The organism is Shewanella frigidimarina, from assembly GCF_003797125.1.
In the GTDB taxonomy this organism is placed as follows: domain Bacteria; phylum Pseudomonadota; class Gammaproteobacteria; order Enterobacterales; family Shewanellaceae; genus Shewanella; species Shewanella frigidimarina.
Genome location: NZ_RKKE01000006.1, coordinates 135,107 through 152,559, shown reverse-complemented (window position 1 = coordinate 152,559; position 17,453 = coordinate 135,107). Strand labels below are relative to the sequence as shown.

At 40.8% G+C, this 17,453-nt stretch carries 10 protein-coding genes; 7 read left to right on the top strand and 3 right to left on the bottom strand.

The window, feature by feature from the left end:
* Nucleotides 1-19: 19 nt before the first annotated feature.
* Both EGC86_RS16735 and EGC86_RS16730 read right to left on the bottom strand, forming a co-directional pair.
* A complete protein-coding gene (locus EGC86_RS16735; protein WP_123778301.1) occupies nt 20-1,543 on the bottom strand; it encodes a tryptophan halogenase family protein in 1,524 nt (507 codons plus the stop codon).
* A gap of 114 nt (nt 1,544-1,657) precedes the next feature.
* Complete coding sequence (locus EGC86_RS16730; protein WP_123778300.1) at nt 1,658-4,378, bottom strand: TonB-dependent receptor; 2,721 nt, start codon at nt 4,376-4,378, stop codon at nt 1,658-1,660.
* 504 nt (nt 4,379-4,882) lie between these two features.
* On the opposite strand from EGC86_RS16730, the gene EGC86_RS16725 reads away from it, so the two are divergent.
* The 4 genes from EGC86_RS16725 to EGC86_RS16710 all read left to right on the top strand — a co-directional run bounded on the left by EGC86_RS16725 (nt 4,883) and on the right by EGC86_RS16710 (nt 11,948).
* On the top strand, nt 4,883-6,517 hold the full coding sequence (locus tag EGC86_RS16725) for an alpha-glucosidase family protein (RefSeq protein WP_123778299.1): 1,635 nt from the start codon (nt 4,883-4,885) through the stop codon (nt 6,515-6,517).
* Nucleotides 6,518-6,683: 166 nt separating this feature from the next.
* On the top strand, nt 6,684-7,949 hold the full coding sequence (locus tag EGC86_RS16720) for a sugar MFS transporter (RefSeq protein ID WP_123778298.1): 1,266 nt from the start codon (nt 6,684-6,686) through the stop codon (nt 7,947-7,949).
* Between the two features lie 302 nt (nt 7,950-8,251).
* Nucleotides 8,252-9,466, top strand: coding sequence for an RsmB/NOP family class I SAM-dependent RNA methyltransferase (locus EGC86_RS16715; protein ID WP_123778297.1), 1,215 nt, complete (start codon nt 8,252-8,254; stop codon nt 9,464-9,466).
* A 223-nt stretch (nt 9,467-9,689) separates the two neighbouring features.
* Nucleotides 9,690-11,948, top strand: a complete 2,259-nt coding sequence (locus EGC86_RS16710; protein WP_123778296.1) for a sensor domain-containing phosphodiesterase — start codon at nt 9,690-9,692, stop codon at nt 11,946-11,948.
* 122 nt (nt 11,949-12,070) lie between these two features.
* Here EGC86_RS16710 and ald read toward each other — a convergent pair whose 3' ends face one another.
* Complete coding sequence (gene ald / locus EGC86_RS16705; protein WP_123778366.1) at nt 12,071-13,186, bottom strand: alanine dehydrogenase; 1,116 nt, start codon at nt 13,184-13,186, stop codon at nt 12,071-12,073.
* Between the two features lie 182 nt (nt 13,187-13,368).
* Between ald and lrp the strand changes: the two genes are divergently transcribed.
* From lrp to lolA, 3 genes are all read left to right on the top strand, one after another.
* Entirely contained in the window at nt 13,369-13,866 is a 498-nt protein-coding gene (lrp, locus tag EGC86_RS16700) for a leucine-responsive transcriptional regulator Lrp (RefSeq protein WP_011637260.1), read from the top strand.
* Nucleotides 13,867-14,139: 273 nt separating this feature from the next.
* Nucleotides 14,140-16,794, top strand: a complete 2,655-nt coding sequence (locus EGC86_RS16695) for a DNA translocase FtsK (protein WP_123778295.1) — start codon at nt 14,140-14,142, stop codon at nt 16,792-16,794.
* Nucleotides 16,795-16,805: 11 nt separating this feature from the next.
* Nucleotides 16,806-17,450 (top strand): outer membrane lipoprotein periplasmic chaperone LolA, encoded by a 645-nt coding sequence (lolA, locus tag EGC86_RS16690; protein ID WP_011637262.1) that lies wholly within the window; start codon nt 16,806-16,808, stop codon nt 17,448-17,450.
* The last annotated feature ends 3 nt before the right edge of the window (nt 17,451-17,453 follow it).

Sequence of the window (17,453 nt, the reverse complement as noted above, 5' to 3'; positions counted from 1 at the left end):
CTGATAGTTAATCAATCGCTTAACATTTTTTTATATAGGCTTCATGGGTCGGCATTTGGTTAACCGTGGTGGCAATGACCTTACGGATATTGCTTAAATAGTCTGTTAAATCGACTTGGCTGACAGCTTGGGTAAGTGGATGATAATCTGAAGGAATAATGCCTTGTCCTAACATTACCTGGATCCAAGCTGCTTCGGTAAAGAGTTCATCTTGATGCCTGAAAACCGTTGCAGTGGATTTAAATAAATCGATTTTTCGTTGCAAGCTTTCGGGGATGTCCATATCGCGACATTGCTGCCATAAACCGTGTTCACCGTCGGCAGATTGTTTTGCATTAAGATGATAATGCAAAATAATAAAGTCGCGGATTTGCTCAAACTCGGTTTGTGATTGGCGATTAAATTCATCAATGTGTTGCGATTGAATGCCGTTTCGGGGAAATAACTTTGTTAAACGAATGATAGCCGATTGGACTAAATGTAAGCTGGTGGACTCTAACGGTTCTAAAAATCCGCTCGATAAACCAATAGCAACACAGTTTTTATGCCATTGCTTGACGCGCCTGCCAGTGGTGAAATTAATTTTACGCGGTTCGGCTAACTGTTTTCCGTCTAGGTTGGCTAATAAATGCTGTTTAGCTTGTTCGTCGCTCATATGTTGGCTGCTATACACAATGCCATTACCAGTGCGATGTTGCAGTGGAATACGCCATTGCCAACCAGCATCATGAGCGGTTGCTTTAGTGTAAGGCGTGAGAGGAGAGGTGCTTTCACAAGGCACGGCATATGCGCTGTCACAGGGTAGCCAATGCTGCCAGTTTTCGTATTCTATTCCTAATGCTTTTTCAATCAATAAAGCAGAAAAACCCGAACAATCAATAAATAAGTCACCATTAATGCAGTCACCATTTTGTAACGTGACACTGTCTATCGCGCCATCATTAGTGAGTTGAGTGCTAGTAATAGTGCCTTCAACCCGAACAACACCACGTTGTATGCTGTATTGGCGTAGTAAGTTGGCATATAAACTAGCATCAAAGTGATATGCATGGGTGATACCACTCATCTGCGCTTGAGCAATACTTTGAATAGGTTGGAATTTATTGTGTTTAGCAGCCTGATAATTAAGCGAGTATTGCCAGAAATCTTTAGCGCTAAACGTACTTTGATTTTGTTGGCCACAATGAGCTTGTGCGCTGAGCCAATAATGATGAAACGAGGTAAAGCCTAAGTCACGACCAATATTGCCAAAAGCGTGCATGTAAGCATCGCCTTGTAGGTGCCAGTTTTCAAACTCGATGCCTAATTTATAGGTTGCTTGGGTCGCTTTAATAAAGTCTTTCTCGCTGATGCCTAATACGCTGTTAAATATTTGCAGTGGCGGAATGGTGGCTTCACCAACACCTATAGTGCCGATGGTGTCAGATTCAATGAGAGTGATATTAAGTTGTGTTTTAAACAATTTTGCTAACATGGCTGCGGTCATCCAGCCCGATGTTCCGCCGCCTACAATGACAATGTTTTTTATTATCGTTTGATCCATTGTTATCGCCTTTTAACTATTTTTGATTTATTTTTACTGAATCCGATATTGTAAAAAAGCCCCTGTAATAGGTTACAGAGGCTTTTTGTCGGTTTAGTACATTCTACAAGCCAATTAGAACTTGTAGTTTGCGCCTAACATAAAGTTACGACCGTAGTTTTGATAATCACGTACTAAACGTTGATCATCACCTGTGTACGATGTAAATGGCTCGTTAGTTAAGTTGTTTATTTGGAACTGCACCGATAAACCGTATAGGGCATCGATACCGCTTTCAGTAAAGTCATAACCAATTTGTGCATCAACAACAGTTTCAGCTTTTATGTTAACGTTTTCACGCTGTAGACTGATTTTAGTTACTTCACCTAAGAAGTCACTACGATAGCGTGAGCTGATACGTGCTTCAAAACCAGAGTTTTCATAGTAAACAGTGGCATTGAAGGTTTTTTCAGAAAGGCCTGGCAGAGTCGTTGGATCACTGTCTGATGTTTCTTTCACTTCGCTGTCGTTGTATGAACCACTTAAAATGGTACCAAAACCACTTAGAGAATCAGCAAACAAACCAAAGTCGATTGATAATGATGCTTCAATACCTTGTACATAACCGCCATTACCGTTTTGAGGTTGGCTGACATTCCCAATTGGGTTGTCACCTGGGTTTTGTGGCAAAATAGTGCTGAAATCAAAGTTAGTTTGTTGATCATAAACGTAGTTTTCTAAGTCTTTATAGAAAACCGCTACCGAGAAATAACCTTGGTCACTAAAGTAGTTTTCATAGCTTATGTCGTATTGACGCGCTAACCATGGACGTAGCTCAGGATTACCTGCACCACCTGACCAGTTAACACCGTCATTTGGGTTTTGGTTGTAGCTAAAGTTAACGTTAGCGTTCATTTTATCCATACGAGCACGAGTTAACGTACGCGCAGCAGCAAAACGCAACATTTGACCATCGGCAACTTCAAAACCTAAGTTCATGCTAGGTAACCATTCAAGGTATGAATCACCAGCAGTACGAGGCGTTAATGTCACTACTCCGTTTTCTACTGTCGCCACAGTACCGTCTGAGCTTTGGTCTGTGTGTACAGCTTGAATGCCGACGTTACCGGTTAATGGAAAACCAAATAATTCAGACTCTAGGTTGGTTTTAACATAAAAAGTAGAGACTTCTTCTGATACTGCCCAAGAGTTTGTCGCACGTGATAAATCTACATCAGCAACGTCTGTTTCGGTATAACCACCATCGTTATAAAACGCTAGCGAGTCATAACTCAGTACATCACCCATGCCAAAGAAATCGAGTGAGGTTGGCGATAATAAATATTGCTCTGGTACAGTTTCTAAGTAGTCATCAGAACCGTCATAACCAGCCAACGTTAGATAATAACCTTTATCAAGCTTGCTTTTATCGCGATTAGTGCGGTTAACACCAAACTCAACGCTGCGCACTGCACCGTCATCAAACACATATTCTGCGCTTAAACGGAATGATTTAAGCTCATCATCAATTTCTGGCTTGTTGATAAAACCGTCTTGAGTATTGGCACCAAGTGGGCTACCCCAACCAAGTGGGTCGCCTAATTTGATGACATTAGGATCGGCATAATTAAGGTCATGGGTAAAGTTATAACCGCCATTACCATTGTAGTTAAAACCTAGGTCATCAACTGCGCCAACACCGGTGCCACGGCCTGTACCGGTATAACTTTCCATACCAATATCGGTACGTTCAGCTTTTGATAAAGCGATATCAGCTTCAACGCTCCAATTGTCATTGATGGTGAACTTGTTGTTCCAGCCAATTGACAGTGATTCAGCATCACGTTTGTTGACATCGTTACGGATAACGACTTCGGCGCCATTAATGGTTCCTTGGGTCACTAAACCATCTTCGGTAGTTGTCGAGGTGACACCACCGTTAGTGCCCCAAGCAGCAGGAATTTCGATACCACGTAAACGCTGGTCATCAGTGAACTTTGTATAGTAAATGTCAACAACTGAAGTGAATTTTTCGTTAGGTGCGTATTCAAATACAGCTAATATACCATCACGTTCTAATTCACTTGAACGCACAAATGGTTTTGCGCCACCTAAAACACTGTCTCCAGCATCATTTTCTGGATAACCCCATGCCTGCCAGCGTTCTTCTTGGTTTGGTGACATCATGCGGGCATAACCTAACGCAATACCGATAGTGTCGTCTGCAAACTGGTCGATGTATGAAATACTACCACGATAACCAGTGTCACTTGAGCCACTGTTAAGTGAACCTAAGTCGTTCATCTCGCCACGAAGCGACATCGCAATAGTTTGCTCGCCATGGGTTAATGGGCTAATAGTTTGCATATCTACCGTGCCGCCAATGGCTTGTGCCATTACAGAAGCATCTGGTGTTTTGTACACAACAACACGATTTAATAATTCAGAAGGGTATTGGTCAAACTCAACACCACGGTTGTCGTTAACCGAAGCTTGTTCGCGACCGTTTAATGTCGCGGTAGTGAAATCTGGGCCTAAACCACGGATAGAGATAACGTTAGCACGTCCATCTAAACGTTGTGCTGATACACCAGGTAAGCGGGCGAGTGACTCTGCAATACTAACATCTGGTAATTTACCAATGTCTTCAGCAGAAATAGCTTCAACAATGGATGATGAAGACATTTTTAGTGATTGTGATTCTTGTAAACTGCGACGAATACCAGTGACTTGAATCACTTCGATATTTTCTTCGGCAGTTTCCGTAGTATTAACGTCATCCGCAGCGTAAGCACTCATGCTTGCACCTGCAGCAACTAACGCTAGCGTAAGTAGGCTCGGTTTAAATAGCAACATTCATCTTTCCCCTTTAAGTGGATACTTAACAACTTGAAGTCCAGGTCGAGTGTTAGTGTCCTTTTGAATTTTGGTTACAGTCTTTATTGTGTTTTTTCTTCAGCATGCTTAATTAACTTTATAAGTGACTGCATAAGTGCCGAAGTTATGACCAAATTGTTGCACAACAGTGACGATACTACTCCCAGTACAGTTTTGCCGACAATATTATGCATACGTATTCAACGTTATTAGTGGCGAATTAGTGGCTGGATTTTACAATTGTGAAACATCTTGGTGGTGCCACTTATACTAGTTAATCTGTTGTATTTATGTACCTTTTATTGATTTTAATATGTGCGATAGATCAATTAATTCTTTGCATACGTATGCAGGTGTATTGAACCTGATTTCCTTATTCACGTATCCTCGGGGTAATGAAAAACAACAGCGAGCTGTTACCCAGCCGCAACATCAAGGTAACTCATAGGTGTTTTGGGGTTAGCTTAATTCTAAGGGGAAGCAATGGATCAGGTAACCTGGTGGCGCGGTGGAGTGATATATCAAATCTATCCACGCAGTTTAATGGATTCTAATGGTGACGGTGTCGGCGACTTGCAGGGCATCATTGCTAAACTTGATTATATTGCCAGTTTAAATGTTGATGCAATTTGGATTTCGCCTTTTTTCAAATCACCAATGAAAGACTTTGGTTACGACATTAGTGATTATCTTGAAATCGACCCACTGTTTGGCACCATGGCCGACTTTGACCAACTTATTGAGAAAGCCCATCAACTAAATATAAAAGTGGTGATTGACCAAGTACTCAGTCATACCTCAGATCAACATCATTGGTTCGAGCAAAGTCGTCAAAGTCGTGATAATGATAAAGCCGATTGGTATGTATGGGCCGATCCAAAAGATGATGGCAGTGTGCCTAACAATTGGCTCGCTATTTTTGGTGGTTGTGCTTGGGAATGGGAACCACGCCGTCAGCAATACTACTTACATAATTTTCTTAAAAGTCAGCCTGATGTTAATTTCCATTGTCCGCAGGTTCGTCAAGCTGTGCTCGATAATGTTGAATTTTGGCTTAAAAAAGGCGTTGATGGTTTCCGTCTAGATGCGATTACATTCTGTTATCACGATGAACAATTACGTGATAACCCTGCTAAACCAAAAGACAAGCGTCAAGGTCGTGGCTTCAGTGAAGATAACCCTTATGCTTATCAATACCATTACTACAATAACACTCGCCCACAAACTGTTGGTTTTATTGAAGAGTTACGTGCATTAATAAATCGTTACCCTGGCGCGGTTACTTTAGGTGAAGTGTCATCTGAAGACTCACTTGCCACGATGGCTGAATACACCCAGGGTGACGACCGTTTACACATGGCCTACAGTTTTGAGTTGTTAACGGATGACTTTAGCGCGGCTTATATTCGCCAAACCGTTGAAGAACTGGAAGCCAGCATTGGTGATGGTTGGCCATGTTGGGCTATCGGCAATCATGATGTGAAGCGTGTTGCATCTCGTTGGGGTAAAGACAGTGTTAACCCAACAATGGTTAAAATGCTCAATGCGATGTTGTTTTCATTACGTGGCAGTGTGTGTAGTTATCAGGGTGAAGAATTAGGCTTAACTGAAGCACCGATTGAATTTAGTCAATTACAAGATCCATTCGGAATAGCGTTTTGGCCAATGTTTAAAGGCCGTGATGGATGTCGCACGCCAATGCCTTGGGTAAAAGAAGCTCCTAATGCAGGTTTTAGTGACGCAACACCTTGGCTACCAATAGATCCGTTGCATAATAATAGTGCCGTAGATGTACAAGAAGCAGATCAAGATTCAATACTGAACAGTTATCGCCATTTTTTACTGTGGCGCAAACAGCAAAATATCCTGATTGAAGGTGATATTCAGTTTATTGATAGCCATGCTGATGTATTAGCGTTCATCCGCAGTCAAGATCAACAACGAATGTTAGTCCTGTTTAACTTATCTGCAGCGCAACAAACCTTTGACCTAAAAGAGTTACCTTTATCTTCGATCTTAGAGGGCCATGGTTTACTCAGTGGCGCGCAAGATAAACAGCATCCAGCGACCATTGTGTTACCAAGTTTTGCCAGTTTTTATGGTTTGCTTGGAAAGTAGTGTGACTAAGCCGAAATGCTCATGTATTTCGGCTTTTTTGTTTCGGTAGTTTTCAATATACAAACAATATAAAAGCTAATGCATCTAACGGTCATATCTTATATGGCCGTCATTATAGATAGACAAAAAAGCAATATAACAATAATTAACAAGAAGAGACCACTCTATGGCTTCATCAATGCAAAGTACTCAACAAACAACAGTGACAGGTGACAGCGGTAGTTATCGCTTTGCTCTAGTGTCATTGACTTCACTGTTTTTCATGTGGGGATTTATTACCTGTTTAAATGATATTCTCATCCCACATTTAAAAGCGGTGTTCTCACTCAATTACACCGAAGCAATGTTGATCCAGTTTTGTTTCTTTGGGGCGTACTTTTTAGTCTCATTACCAGCAGGTAAGTTAGTCAAAAAATTAGGTTATCAAAAAGGTATCGTCACTGGGCTCGTCATTGCTTGTATCGGGTGTTTGTTATTTTACCCGGCTGCAGCGTTTGCAACTTATGGATTATTCCTAGGTGCACTGTTTGTATTGGCGTCTGGGATCACCATTTTACAAGTGGCGGCAAACCCTTATGTCAATGCGTTGGGCTCAGTTGAAACCGCATCAAGTCGTTTAAACCTAACCCAAGCATTTAATGCATTAGGGACGACTGTAGCTCCTTTCTTTGGTGCTGTATTGATATTGTCTGTTGCATCTGGTGCGGTAGAAGGCTTAAGCCAAGCACAATCAGAAGCTGAAGTGGTAAAGCTTCCATACCTTATTCTGGCTGCAATGTTAGGCTTACTCGCATTAATTTTTTCCAAACTCAATTTACCTACCATTGCTGAACACAGCGATGATTCTGCTACTGGTGTGATAACGCATAATGGTAAAACCAGTGCCTTACAAAGCATGCATTTAGTGTTGGGTGCTGTCGGTATTTTTGTTTATGTTGGCGCTGAAGTCTCTATTGGTAGCTTTTTAGTCAACTTCTTAGGCGAAGAACAAGTTGCCGGTTTACAAGAAGCAGAAGCCGCTAAATATATCACCTACTATTGGGGCGGGGCGATGATAGGCCGTTTTGTCGGTTCTGTGATTATGCAAAAAATCCCAGCAGGTAACATGTTAGCGTTTAACGCTTTTGTTGCCGCAGCACTGGTGTTAGTGGCAATGAACAGTACTGGCGCTGTGGCCATGTGGTCAATTTTGGCAGTTGGATTGTTTAATTCGATTATGTTCCCAACTATCTTTAGCTTAGCATTGCGAGATTTAGGTCCACACACCTCACAAGGTAGCGGCATATTATGTTTAGCCATTGTTGGCGGCGCAATTGTACCGTTATTACAGGGTGTGATGGCCGATAATATGGGCTTGCAAGTGGCGTTTATTTTACCAGTTGTGTGTTATGCGTTTATTTTATTCTATGGCGCTAAAGGCTCAAGAATGTAATCTGGTTTTGATTACAGATACATTGCACTAAATCATCAGCGGCTTTCGGGCCGCTTTTTTATGTTTTGCATTAGTGAACATAACATCACACAGTTGTGAAAGGGCAAGTGTTGGCTTCAACGTATTAAGGTCGGGTGATGTTACAAAAGGTCATTCACAGAAAATCTATAAACATAGAATGATTGACTCTTTTATGCTTCCAAAGTGAGGAGTAAAGGCTGATATGGCCTTGCTATCAACAGCTTTAATCCCTATGATCAGCACGTTTTTAAATTGATCGTTATATTAGATAGAGAGCCCCCATGTTGACTTATCCGTTGTCAGGCAGTTCATCAGAGTTAGTCTTAAATGTGCTAACCATGGTGTTAACCCGAGGAAAACCATTAGATAGAGCTTATTCAGAGCATTTTTCTGGTTTAACGCTTAACCCATCAGAGCAAGCGCGGATCACGCAAGTCACCGGCGATATTTTACGTCGTTTAAACTTATATTGTTTTCTTGTTGATATTAAACCAGAAGAATTTGATCGTTTAGGGTCAAAATTACTTAACGGCTGGCATGTATTTCATGGCTTAGATTTACCTAAAATGCAGTATTCATTGCAACTAGAGCAAGCAGCATTTGAGGCTAATCTAGAACAAGCCAAAACAGACCCTGTATTATGGGATGGTTGTCCTGAGTGGCTAAATGAGCTTGGTCAAGCACAATTGGGTGACAAGTGGCCTGCTGAACGTGCGGCACTGGCAGAGCAACCAAAACGCTATTTACGCGTTAATGAACTGAAATGTAATCGCGACGCCCTTATTGAAAGACTTAAAAAAGAAGGCGTAACGGCAATAGAAGTAAGCGATGTGGCTTCTGCTATTGAGGTCACTTCAGACTCAGCATTATTTCGTACCGATGCATTTAAAGACGGTTGGTTTGAACAGCAAGACGCTGGTTCACAATTAGTTGCTAATGCTGTTGATGCAAAACCAGGTATGCGTGTTGTTGATGCTTGTGCAGGTGCGGGCGGTAAAACCTTGCATATTGCGGCACAAATGCAAGGTAAGGGCCGTTTGCTCGCGATGGATATTGAGCAATGGAAACTGGATAATCTTAAAACTCGCGCTAAACGTGCAGGTGCCCATAACGTTGAAACGCGGATTATTGCCAGTTCAAAAACCATTAAACGCTTAAAATTAACCGCTGACCGTGTGCTATTAGATGTACCTTGTTCTGGACTTGGTGTGCTAAAACGCAATCCAGATTCAAAGTGGCGTGATACTCCTGAGCGTTTGCCTGTGTTGGTTGAATTGCAGAAGCATATTTTGCAAAGCTACAGCCGTATGGTTAAAGTCGGCGGAATATTAATCTATGCGACTTGTTCAATCATGCCAGAAGAAAATCGAGATCAAATTGATGCATTTCTTGCAGACAATCCACAATTCAAGCTTATTGAAGATGAGAACATTCTGGTTTCGGAACGCGGCTTCGATGGTTTCTATCTTGCAAAGATGGAACGCATTAGCGAATAATTATTCAATTAATACCAATTTTTATATTCATTAAATTGATGGTGAGTAACATAAAAACAGTGCATTTATTTGCACTGTTTTTATTTATGGATAATTTTTGCTCGTTAAACTGAGTGTTTTGAATTAATTTACGTTAAGACATTGATTAAGTTCTCACAAATGCATAATCTTATTCATATTAAAAATATCTATTTTTAAGCATTCGCCGTAATAATGGAGCGTTATGGATATAGGACCGCATATCAATAAATTCATAGAAAAAACAGACCAACATGATTTTCGTGAATCGAGTATCGAGCGATACAGTACAATACTCGATATGGTATTGCAGGGCCTACCATTAGGCGAAATGCTTCATGCCTTAGTATTATTGATAGAAGCACAAAAAATTGGTACTCGTGCATCAGTGCTTTTATTGAGTGATGACGGTAAACGGTTATTCTCGGGTGCGGCTCCCAATCTTCCTGAAGAATATAACAATGCGATTAACGGCATCGAGATTGGCGTTGATGTGGGCTCTTGTGGCGCCGCCGCATATACTTGTGAAAGAGTCATTGTTGAAGACATTGAACATCATCCTAATTGGAAAGCCTTTAAAGCATTACCTTTAAAAGCCGGATTGAAAGCGTGTTGGTCTGAACCAATAAAAGACAGTAATCAAAATGTACTCGGTACTTTTGCCATGTACTATGACACGATTAAATCGCCGTCGGAGCAAGATTTACACCTAATACAAGAAGCGGCACGTTTGGCCAGTTTAGCCATTGAACGAAGCCGTGGAATGCATATTCAACGGTTAAGTAGCAAAATATTTAACAGCTTGCCCATTGCGTTAGTTATTACCAGTGAAGACAACTCGGTATTATCAGCCAATCCAATTTTTAAATCCTTAACGTCTACCTATTACGCCAATCTTAAATTATTTGATGTTAATCGCTTTTTGAGTCATTCCCAACAAAATGTAGTAGCAGACTTATTTGAACATTTAAATCGCGGACACCCTTGGCAAGGGGAGTTAAAAGGTCTTAAAACTGACAATGATATTATTGATATCTCGCTTAATGTGACCGTTATTAGGGATAGTTTTACGCAACAGAATTGTTTTGCATGGTTAATTACCGATATTTCCGCACGTAAAAACGCTGAAAAAATGATTAACTTTCAATCCAACTATGATCAACTTACCGGATTGTCGAACCGTAAATACTTGTTTGAAAGTCTACAAGCAATGATAGATTCAGAAGACAGCGTGGACGGTTGTAAGCAAGACTTTAGCTTGATGTTGATGGACATCGACCATTTTAAACAAATTAACGACACCCTCGGGCATGATAATGGTGACCTTGTATTGAAATTTGTCGCACAGCGTTTACTGAGTGTCATTCCTGATAATGTCCTTATTGCACGTATTGCTGCCGATGAATTTGCATTAGTGTTACCGGGTAAAATGTGTACCGAGTCATTAATTAGTCTTTTTGATGATCTAACGAATGAATTGAAAAAACTTTTTATTGTTGGCGGTCAAGATGTCATGTTATCCATGAGTACTGGCCTCGCTCGATATCCACACGATGCTGATAATGTGGAACAAATACTAAATTACGCCACACAAGCTATGTACAATGCAAAATCTCGAGGTCGTAATTGTTTGCAGTTTTTTAATCAGCAGATCCAAAAAGATGCTGAAAGACATGCTGAGTTATACTTACACCTTAAATCTGCATTGAGCCAAAATGAATTTGAATTATATTATCAACCTATTGTAAATCCGTTTAGTGGCCAAATCATTAAAGCAGAAGTGTTATTGCGCTGGATACATGATGGTCAATTTATTTCGCCAGATGAGTTTATTCCTATTGCAGAAGAGTCGGGTTTAATAGTTCAAATAGGTGAGTGGGTGAGAACGCAAGCGTTAACCAGTATCATCGCATTGCAAAAAAGCGGTTACGCGATTCCTTTTGCCATTAATGTATCGACGATTGAATTTTGGACGACCGATCTACAACAACGCTTTTTAAACTATTTTGATAACATTTCAGAAGCGCTAGGTGGCGGCGAGATCCCGTATCAGTTGATCACTTTAGAGATCACCGAATCATTAATGATGAAACAACAATCATCGATTAGCCAATTATTAACAGAACTTCGGCATCGTGGAATGCAAATTTCAGTAGATGATTTTGGTACTGGTTATTCATCTTTATCGTATTTGGCAAACTTCCCAGTGGATCAAGTTAAAATTGATAAATCCTTTATCCAGAAAATTTCATTGGGTGCGCGACATGAAGCGTTGATTGAAGCTATTGTCAGTATGAGCCGGGCATTAGATCTGTCAATTGTCGCTGAAGGTGTTGAAACTGAAGTTGAATTAAATTTCATCAAAAAACAGAATATAGAAGCGGTGCAAGGGTATTATTTTTATAAACCTATGCCGAAAAATGACTTCTTTGATTTATTGGCGAAACAATCTCGTATATTTTAATATTAGTTTTGGATATTAGTTTTTGATAATAGTGTTTGAGATTCGCTTAATAAACATAAAAAATGCCGCATATATTAATGCGGCATTTTTATTGAATTAAATAAATTCAATTACTTACTCATTTAAGCAAGCATGCTTTTTGGTTCAGTGAACTCAAGGTTCAACGCTTCAGCCACTTCTTTACAGACGACTTTACCGTGTATTACGTTTAAGCCATTTAATAAATGTTTGTCATTTAATAATGCTTGTTTGTAGCCTTGGTTCGCTAACTTGATAATGTAAGGTAGTGTTGCATTGTTTAATGCAAACGTAGAAGTACGCGCTACTGCACCTGGCATGTTAGCCACACAATAATGCACTACGTCATCAACAATGTAAGTTGGGTCTTGGTGAGTGGTAGCGTGCGATGTTTCAACACAACCACCTTGGTCAATTGCAACGTCAACAATTGCACTACCAGGTTTCATGCGCTTAACCATGTCACGAGTGATTAATTTTGGTGCTGCAGCACCTGGAACTAATACACCGCCAATAACAAGGTCAGCTTCTAATACGTGGCGCTCAATAGCATCAGCTGTTGAGTAAATAGCTTTAACCGCTGAACCAAATTGAACATTTAGACGACGTAATGCATCGATACTGCGATCCAAAACAACAACATCAGCCCCCATACCAACAGCCATTTGCGCTGCGTTTGTACCAACCATACCGCCACCAATGATGACCACTTTAGCTGGCTCAACACCTGGAACACCACCAAGCAACATACCACGGCCGCCTAATGATTTTTCAAGTGCGCGAGCACCTGCTTGGATTGACATGCGGCCAGCAACTTCTGACATTGGGGCAAGTAATGGTAATCCGCCGCGGTCATCAGTGACTGTTTCGTAAGCAATACAAACAGCGCCACTGGTGATTAATTCTTCAGTTTGTGGCAAATCTGGTGCAAGGTGCAAGTAAGTGAATAAAATCTGGTCGTGACGTAACATTGCACGTTCAACTGCTTGTGGCTCTTTAACTTTTACAATCATGTCTGATTTAGCAAACACTTCAGCTGCTGTAGCTAAAATCGAGGCGCCCGCATCAATATAGTCTTGATCGGTAAAACCAATACCCACACCCGCATCTGATTGAACATAAACAACGTGACCTTTTATGGTTAATTCACGTACGCTTGAAGGGACCATGCCTACACGGTATTCGTGGTTTTTGATTTCTGTTGGAACACCAATAATCATTATTTGAGCCTCGATTGACATAAAAAACCCCACTTCAAGTGGGTATAGTTGTTATTAATTGTGACCTGAACGTGCTTATTTCAGGTGACTCTAGTATAGTGCTGCTTTAGCAGATTATGTTGCTGAATTTCGATAATTAATAGACAGAAGTATTGTTTTAAGGACAAAACAAGGTTGAATATATGGTAAATAGTAAAAGCTTTTCAGTGAAAGATTTGGACCGTATTGATCGTAATATCTTAAATGAACTTCAACAGGACGGACGCATTTCAAATGTTGAACTATCTAAACGAGTTGGCTTAAGTCCTACACCATGTTTGGAAAGAGTTAAAAGGCTTGAGAAACAAGGTTTTATTAGTGGTTACACTGCGTTGGTTAATCCGCATTTTCTCGGTGCTTCTTTATTAGTCTTTGTTGAGATCACTCTAAATCGCGACACGCCAGACATTTTTGACCGCTTTAACCGTGCAGTTCAATTGCTTGATGATATCCAAGAATGCCATTTAGTCTCTGGTGATTTTGACTACCTATTAAAGACCAGAGTGTCAGATATGTCTGCATATCGACGATTATTAGGTGAAACCTTGCTGAAACTACCCTCTATTTCAGACACTCGTACTTATGTAGTAATGGAAGAGGTTAAACAAACCAACAAGGTTGCGTTATATAACCTAGGCTAACCCCGCGAGATTTATCTCTTATCCAGTTTTTGCAGCCAGAATGATGAATTATAGATGACTGTCGTTGCCTATGTTCATCTTTTTCGTTAATCAAACATTTTTTGTATATAAAATCATCATCTTGATTAGCTTCATCCATGCTTTTATGTTTCTTGATTAATTCGACATAACAATCGATTGAGCTTGGTTAATTCAAGGTGCATAATCACTGCAAATACAGTGATATTCTGTTATCTTAACCCTTATTTTTCACTTTTTTATGGATGCTTTCGTTTGACTCAGGAAAATAGTCTTAAAACACTCAGTGGCCTACAACGGCTGCTTGAAGGTGGCCTTATATTATGTTGCATGGTTGCAACGTATATTCTATTGGCATTGTCCAGTTTCAATCCAAGTGATCCTGGCTGGAGTCAGTCGCATTTCCAAGGTGAAATTCATAACTGGACTGGTGCTGTAGGCGCTTGGACAGCAGATGTGCTGTTTTATTTCTTTGGTTTTATCGCTTTTTTAATTCCCATGATGATAGCCACAACAGGCTGGTTTATTTTTAATCGCGCGCATCGAGTGTTCGAAATCGATTATTTTTCTGTTGGCCTAAGAATTATCGGCTTTATTCTGATGTTGCTGGCGTTAGCTGCACTGGTCAGTATGAATGCCGACAATATGTTTGTGTTTTCAGCTGGTGGCGTTGCTGGTGACGTAATTGGTCAGGCCATGCTGCCGTATTTTAATAAGCTCGGCACCACATTACTATTAATGTGTTTTATTGGTGCAGGCTTCACCTTAGCGACAGGTGTGAGTTGGTTAACCATTATTGAGTTAACGGGTTTAGGTTCTATCTGGTTAGCCAAAAAAATATGGACATTACCTCAAGTATTTAAACGTGAACGTGAGACCGAAGATACCAAAGGTTTTATGTCATTAGTGGATAAGTTTACCCAACGCCGTAATGAAATTGATCTTCAAAATGAGCCCTCGCTGGATAAACAGAGCAAAGCGGCAGTCGAAATACCAATTCATACCAAGCCAACCATAGAGACGCCACCTATTGTTGAGAAAAAACGCAGTTTCTTTAGTCGCAAGGCTAAACCTGTTGAAGATATTATCGTCTCAGACATTGATGACGATGAACTTGATATAGATGATCGCCAAGAGCCGTCGATGCAACTCGATAATGACGACACATCTTTTGCACCTTGGGTTGCGACAAAAGATGATGTCGATTTTGATATTGATGACGACAATGATGGCGTTAATGATAGCCCTGCAATTAATAATCTCGATATCGCAGATGAGCCTTTTGAAGAAGCATTTAATAAGCCTCATTCAACAGGGGCATTAGTTGCACAGCAAAAGCCGAAAAAAGATGTCCGAATTGTTGATGGTGTTGTAATAATTGATGGTCAAAATCCTCAACAAGCTCGTCAAAAAATGGATCCGCTACCGAGCATTACCTTACTTGATGTTCCTGATCGTAAGAAAAATCCCATCAGTGAAGCTGAATTGCAGCAAGTCGCTCGATTGGTTGAAACAAAGCTGGCCGACTTTAACATTATCGCCAATGTAGTAGGGGTATATCCTGGACCTGTGATTACTCGTTTTGAGCTTGAATTAGCTCCAGGGGTTAAAGCGTCTAAAATCACCAATTTATCAAAAGATTTAGCCCGTTCATTATTATCTGAAAACGTGCGTGTGGTTGAAGTGATTCCTGGTAAAGCTTATGTAGGCTTAGAATTACCGAACAAGTTCCGTGAAACGGTGTTTATGCGCGATGTACTCGATTCTGCTGCGTTTAAAGACAGCAAGTCGACATTGTCTATGGTGTTAGGACAAGACATTGCCGGTGAGCCGGTGGTCGTTGATTTAGGCAAAATGCCGCATTTATTAGTTGCCGGTACAACGGGTTCAGGTAAATCGGTCGGTGTGAATGCCATGATCACCAGTTTGTTGTATAAATCGGGCCCAGATGATGTCCGCTTTATTATGATTGACCCTAAGATGCTCGAATTGTCGGTGTATGAAGGTATTCCACATTTATTGTGTGAAGTGGTTACCGACATGAAAGAAGCGGCCAATGCACTGCGCTGGTGTGTGGGTGAAATGGAACGTCGATATAAATTAATGTCGGCATTAGGTGTACGTAACCTTAAAGGCTATAACTTTAAAATTAAAGAAGCCGCCGCCAAAGGGGAGTACATTCCAGATCCATTATGGAAGTCGTCAGAAAGCATGTTAGACGATGCGCCACCATTAGAAAAACTGCCCTCTATTGTTGTAGTCGTCGATGAATTTGCTGACATGATCATGATTGTCGGTAAGAAAGTTGAAGAACTTATTGCTCGTATCGCGCAAAAAGCACGTGCGGCAGGTATTCACTTAATATTAGCGACTCAGCGTCCATCGGTTGATGTGATCACAGGCTTGATTAAAGCTAACATTCCAACCCGTATTGCGTTCCAAGTGTCGTCACGAATTGACTCTCGTACCATTCTTGATCAGCAAGGCGCAGAAACCTTGTTAGGCATGGGTGATATGTTGTATTTACCTCCTGGAACTGGTTTACCCAACCGTGTTCATGGTGCGTTTATTGATGATCATGAAGTGCATAAAGTTGTAGCCGATTGGTGTGCTCGTGGTAAGCCACAATATATTGAAGAAATTCTTAATGGTGCTACCGATGGTGAACAAGTATTATTACCGGGTGAAACCTCCGATAGTGAAGAAGAGTTGGATGCGTTATATGATGACGCGGTAGCATTTGTTACCGAAACTCGCCGCGGCTCAATTTCTAGCGTACAACGTAAATTTAAAATTGGTTACAATCGCGCCGCCCGCATTATTGAAATGATGGAAAGCCAAGGTATTGTGACAGCCCAAGGCCACAACGGTAATCGTGAAGTGTTGGCTCCGCCACCACCGAGAACATAATAGGAATGATGATGAATAAACGTATTACAGTATTAAGCCTATTACTAGCCACAAGTTTAAGCAGCGCTGCCGCAATGGCCGATGACGCAACCGAATTACGCGCTAAGCTATCTAATATTGATAGCTTGCATGCGACATTTTCCCAGCAAGTGACTGACATTAACAGTAAGCCTATTCAAACTGGAAGCGGGGTGTTCGCACTTGCGTATCCGAATCAATTTTACTGGCATTTAACTCAGCCAGACGAATCATTAATTGTGGCTGATGGCGCTAATTTATGGATTTATAATCCTTTTGCGGAAGAAGTGACTGTGATGGATGTTGCTCAAGCCGTTGATGCATCTCCTATGGCCTTGTTAGTGCATCGAGACGAAGCCACATGGGCTAAGTATTCGGTCACTAAGCGTGCCGTAAGCGGAAAATCAACCTGTTTTGATATTCAACCTAAAAAACTTAACAGCAATGTTGTTGCCGTGAGTGTGTGTTTTGAAGCTAGCCAGTTAGTGAAATTTAACTTAACTGACGAGCAAGGCAACCTAAGTCAATTTGCGTTAACTCAACAACGTAAAGTGAAAGACAACGAAGCAAACATATTTAAGTTTGCCGTGCCTGATAACGTTGATATCGACGATCAACGTTTAAAGCAAGCTAACTAAGAC

Bases quoted from the DNA above. Each gene is read 5' to 3' on its own strand.
- EGC86_RS16720 (WP_123778298.1), top strand. From the start codon at position 6,684: ATGGCTTCATCAATGCAAAGTACTCAACAAACAACAGTGACAGGTGAC.
- EGC86_RS16710 (WP_123778296.1), top strand. From the start codon at position 9,690: ATGGATATAGGACCGCATATCAATAAATTCATAGAAAAAACAGACCAA.
- EGC86_RS16730 (WP_123778300.1), bottom strand. From the start codon at position 4,378: ATGTTGCTATTTAAACCGAGCCTACTTACGCTAGCGTTAGTTGCTGCA.
- EGC86_RS16735 (WP_123778301.1), bottom strand. From the start codon at position 1,543: ATGGATCAAACGATAATAAAAAACATTGTCATTGTAGGCGGCGGAACA.
- lrp (WP_011637260.1), top strand. From the start codon at position 13,369: ATGGTAAATAGTAAAAGCTTTTCAGTGAAAGATTTGGACCGTATTGAT.
- ald (WP_123778366.1), bottom strand. From the start codon at position 13,186: ATGATTATTGGTGTTCCAACAGAAATCAAAAACCACGAATACCGTGTA.
- EGC86_RS16725 (WP_123778299.1), top strand. From the start codon at position 4,883: ATGGATCAGGTAACCTGGTGGCGCGGTGGAGTGATATATCAAATCTAT.
- EGC86_RS16715 (WP_123778297.1), top strand. From the start codon at position 8,252: ATGTTGACTTATCCGTTGTCAGGCAGTTCATCAGAGTTAGTCTTAAAT.
- lolA (WP_011637262.1), top strand. From the start codon at position 16,806: ATGAATAAACGTATTACAGTATTAAGCCTATTACTAGCCACAAGTTTA.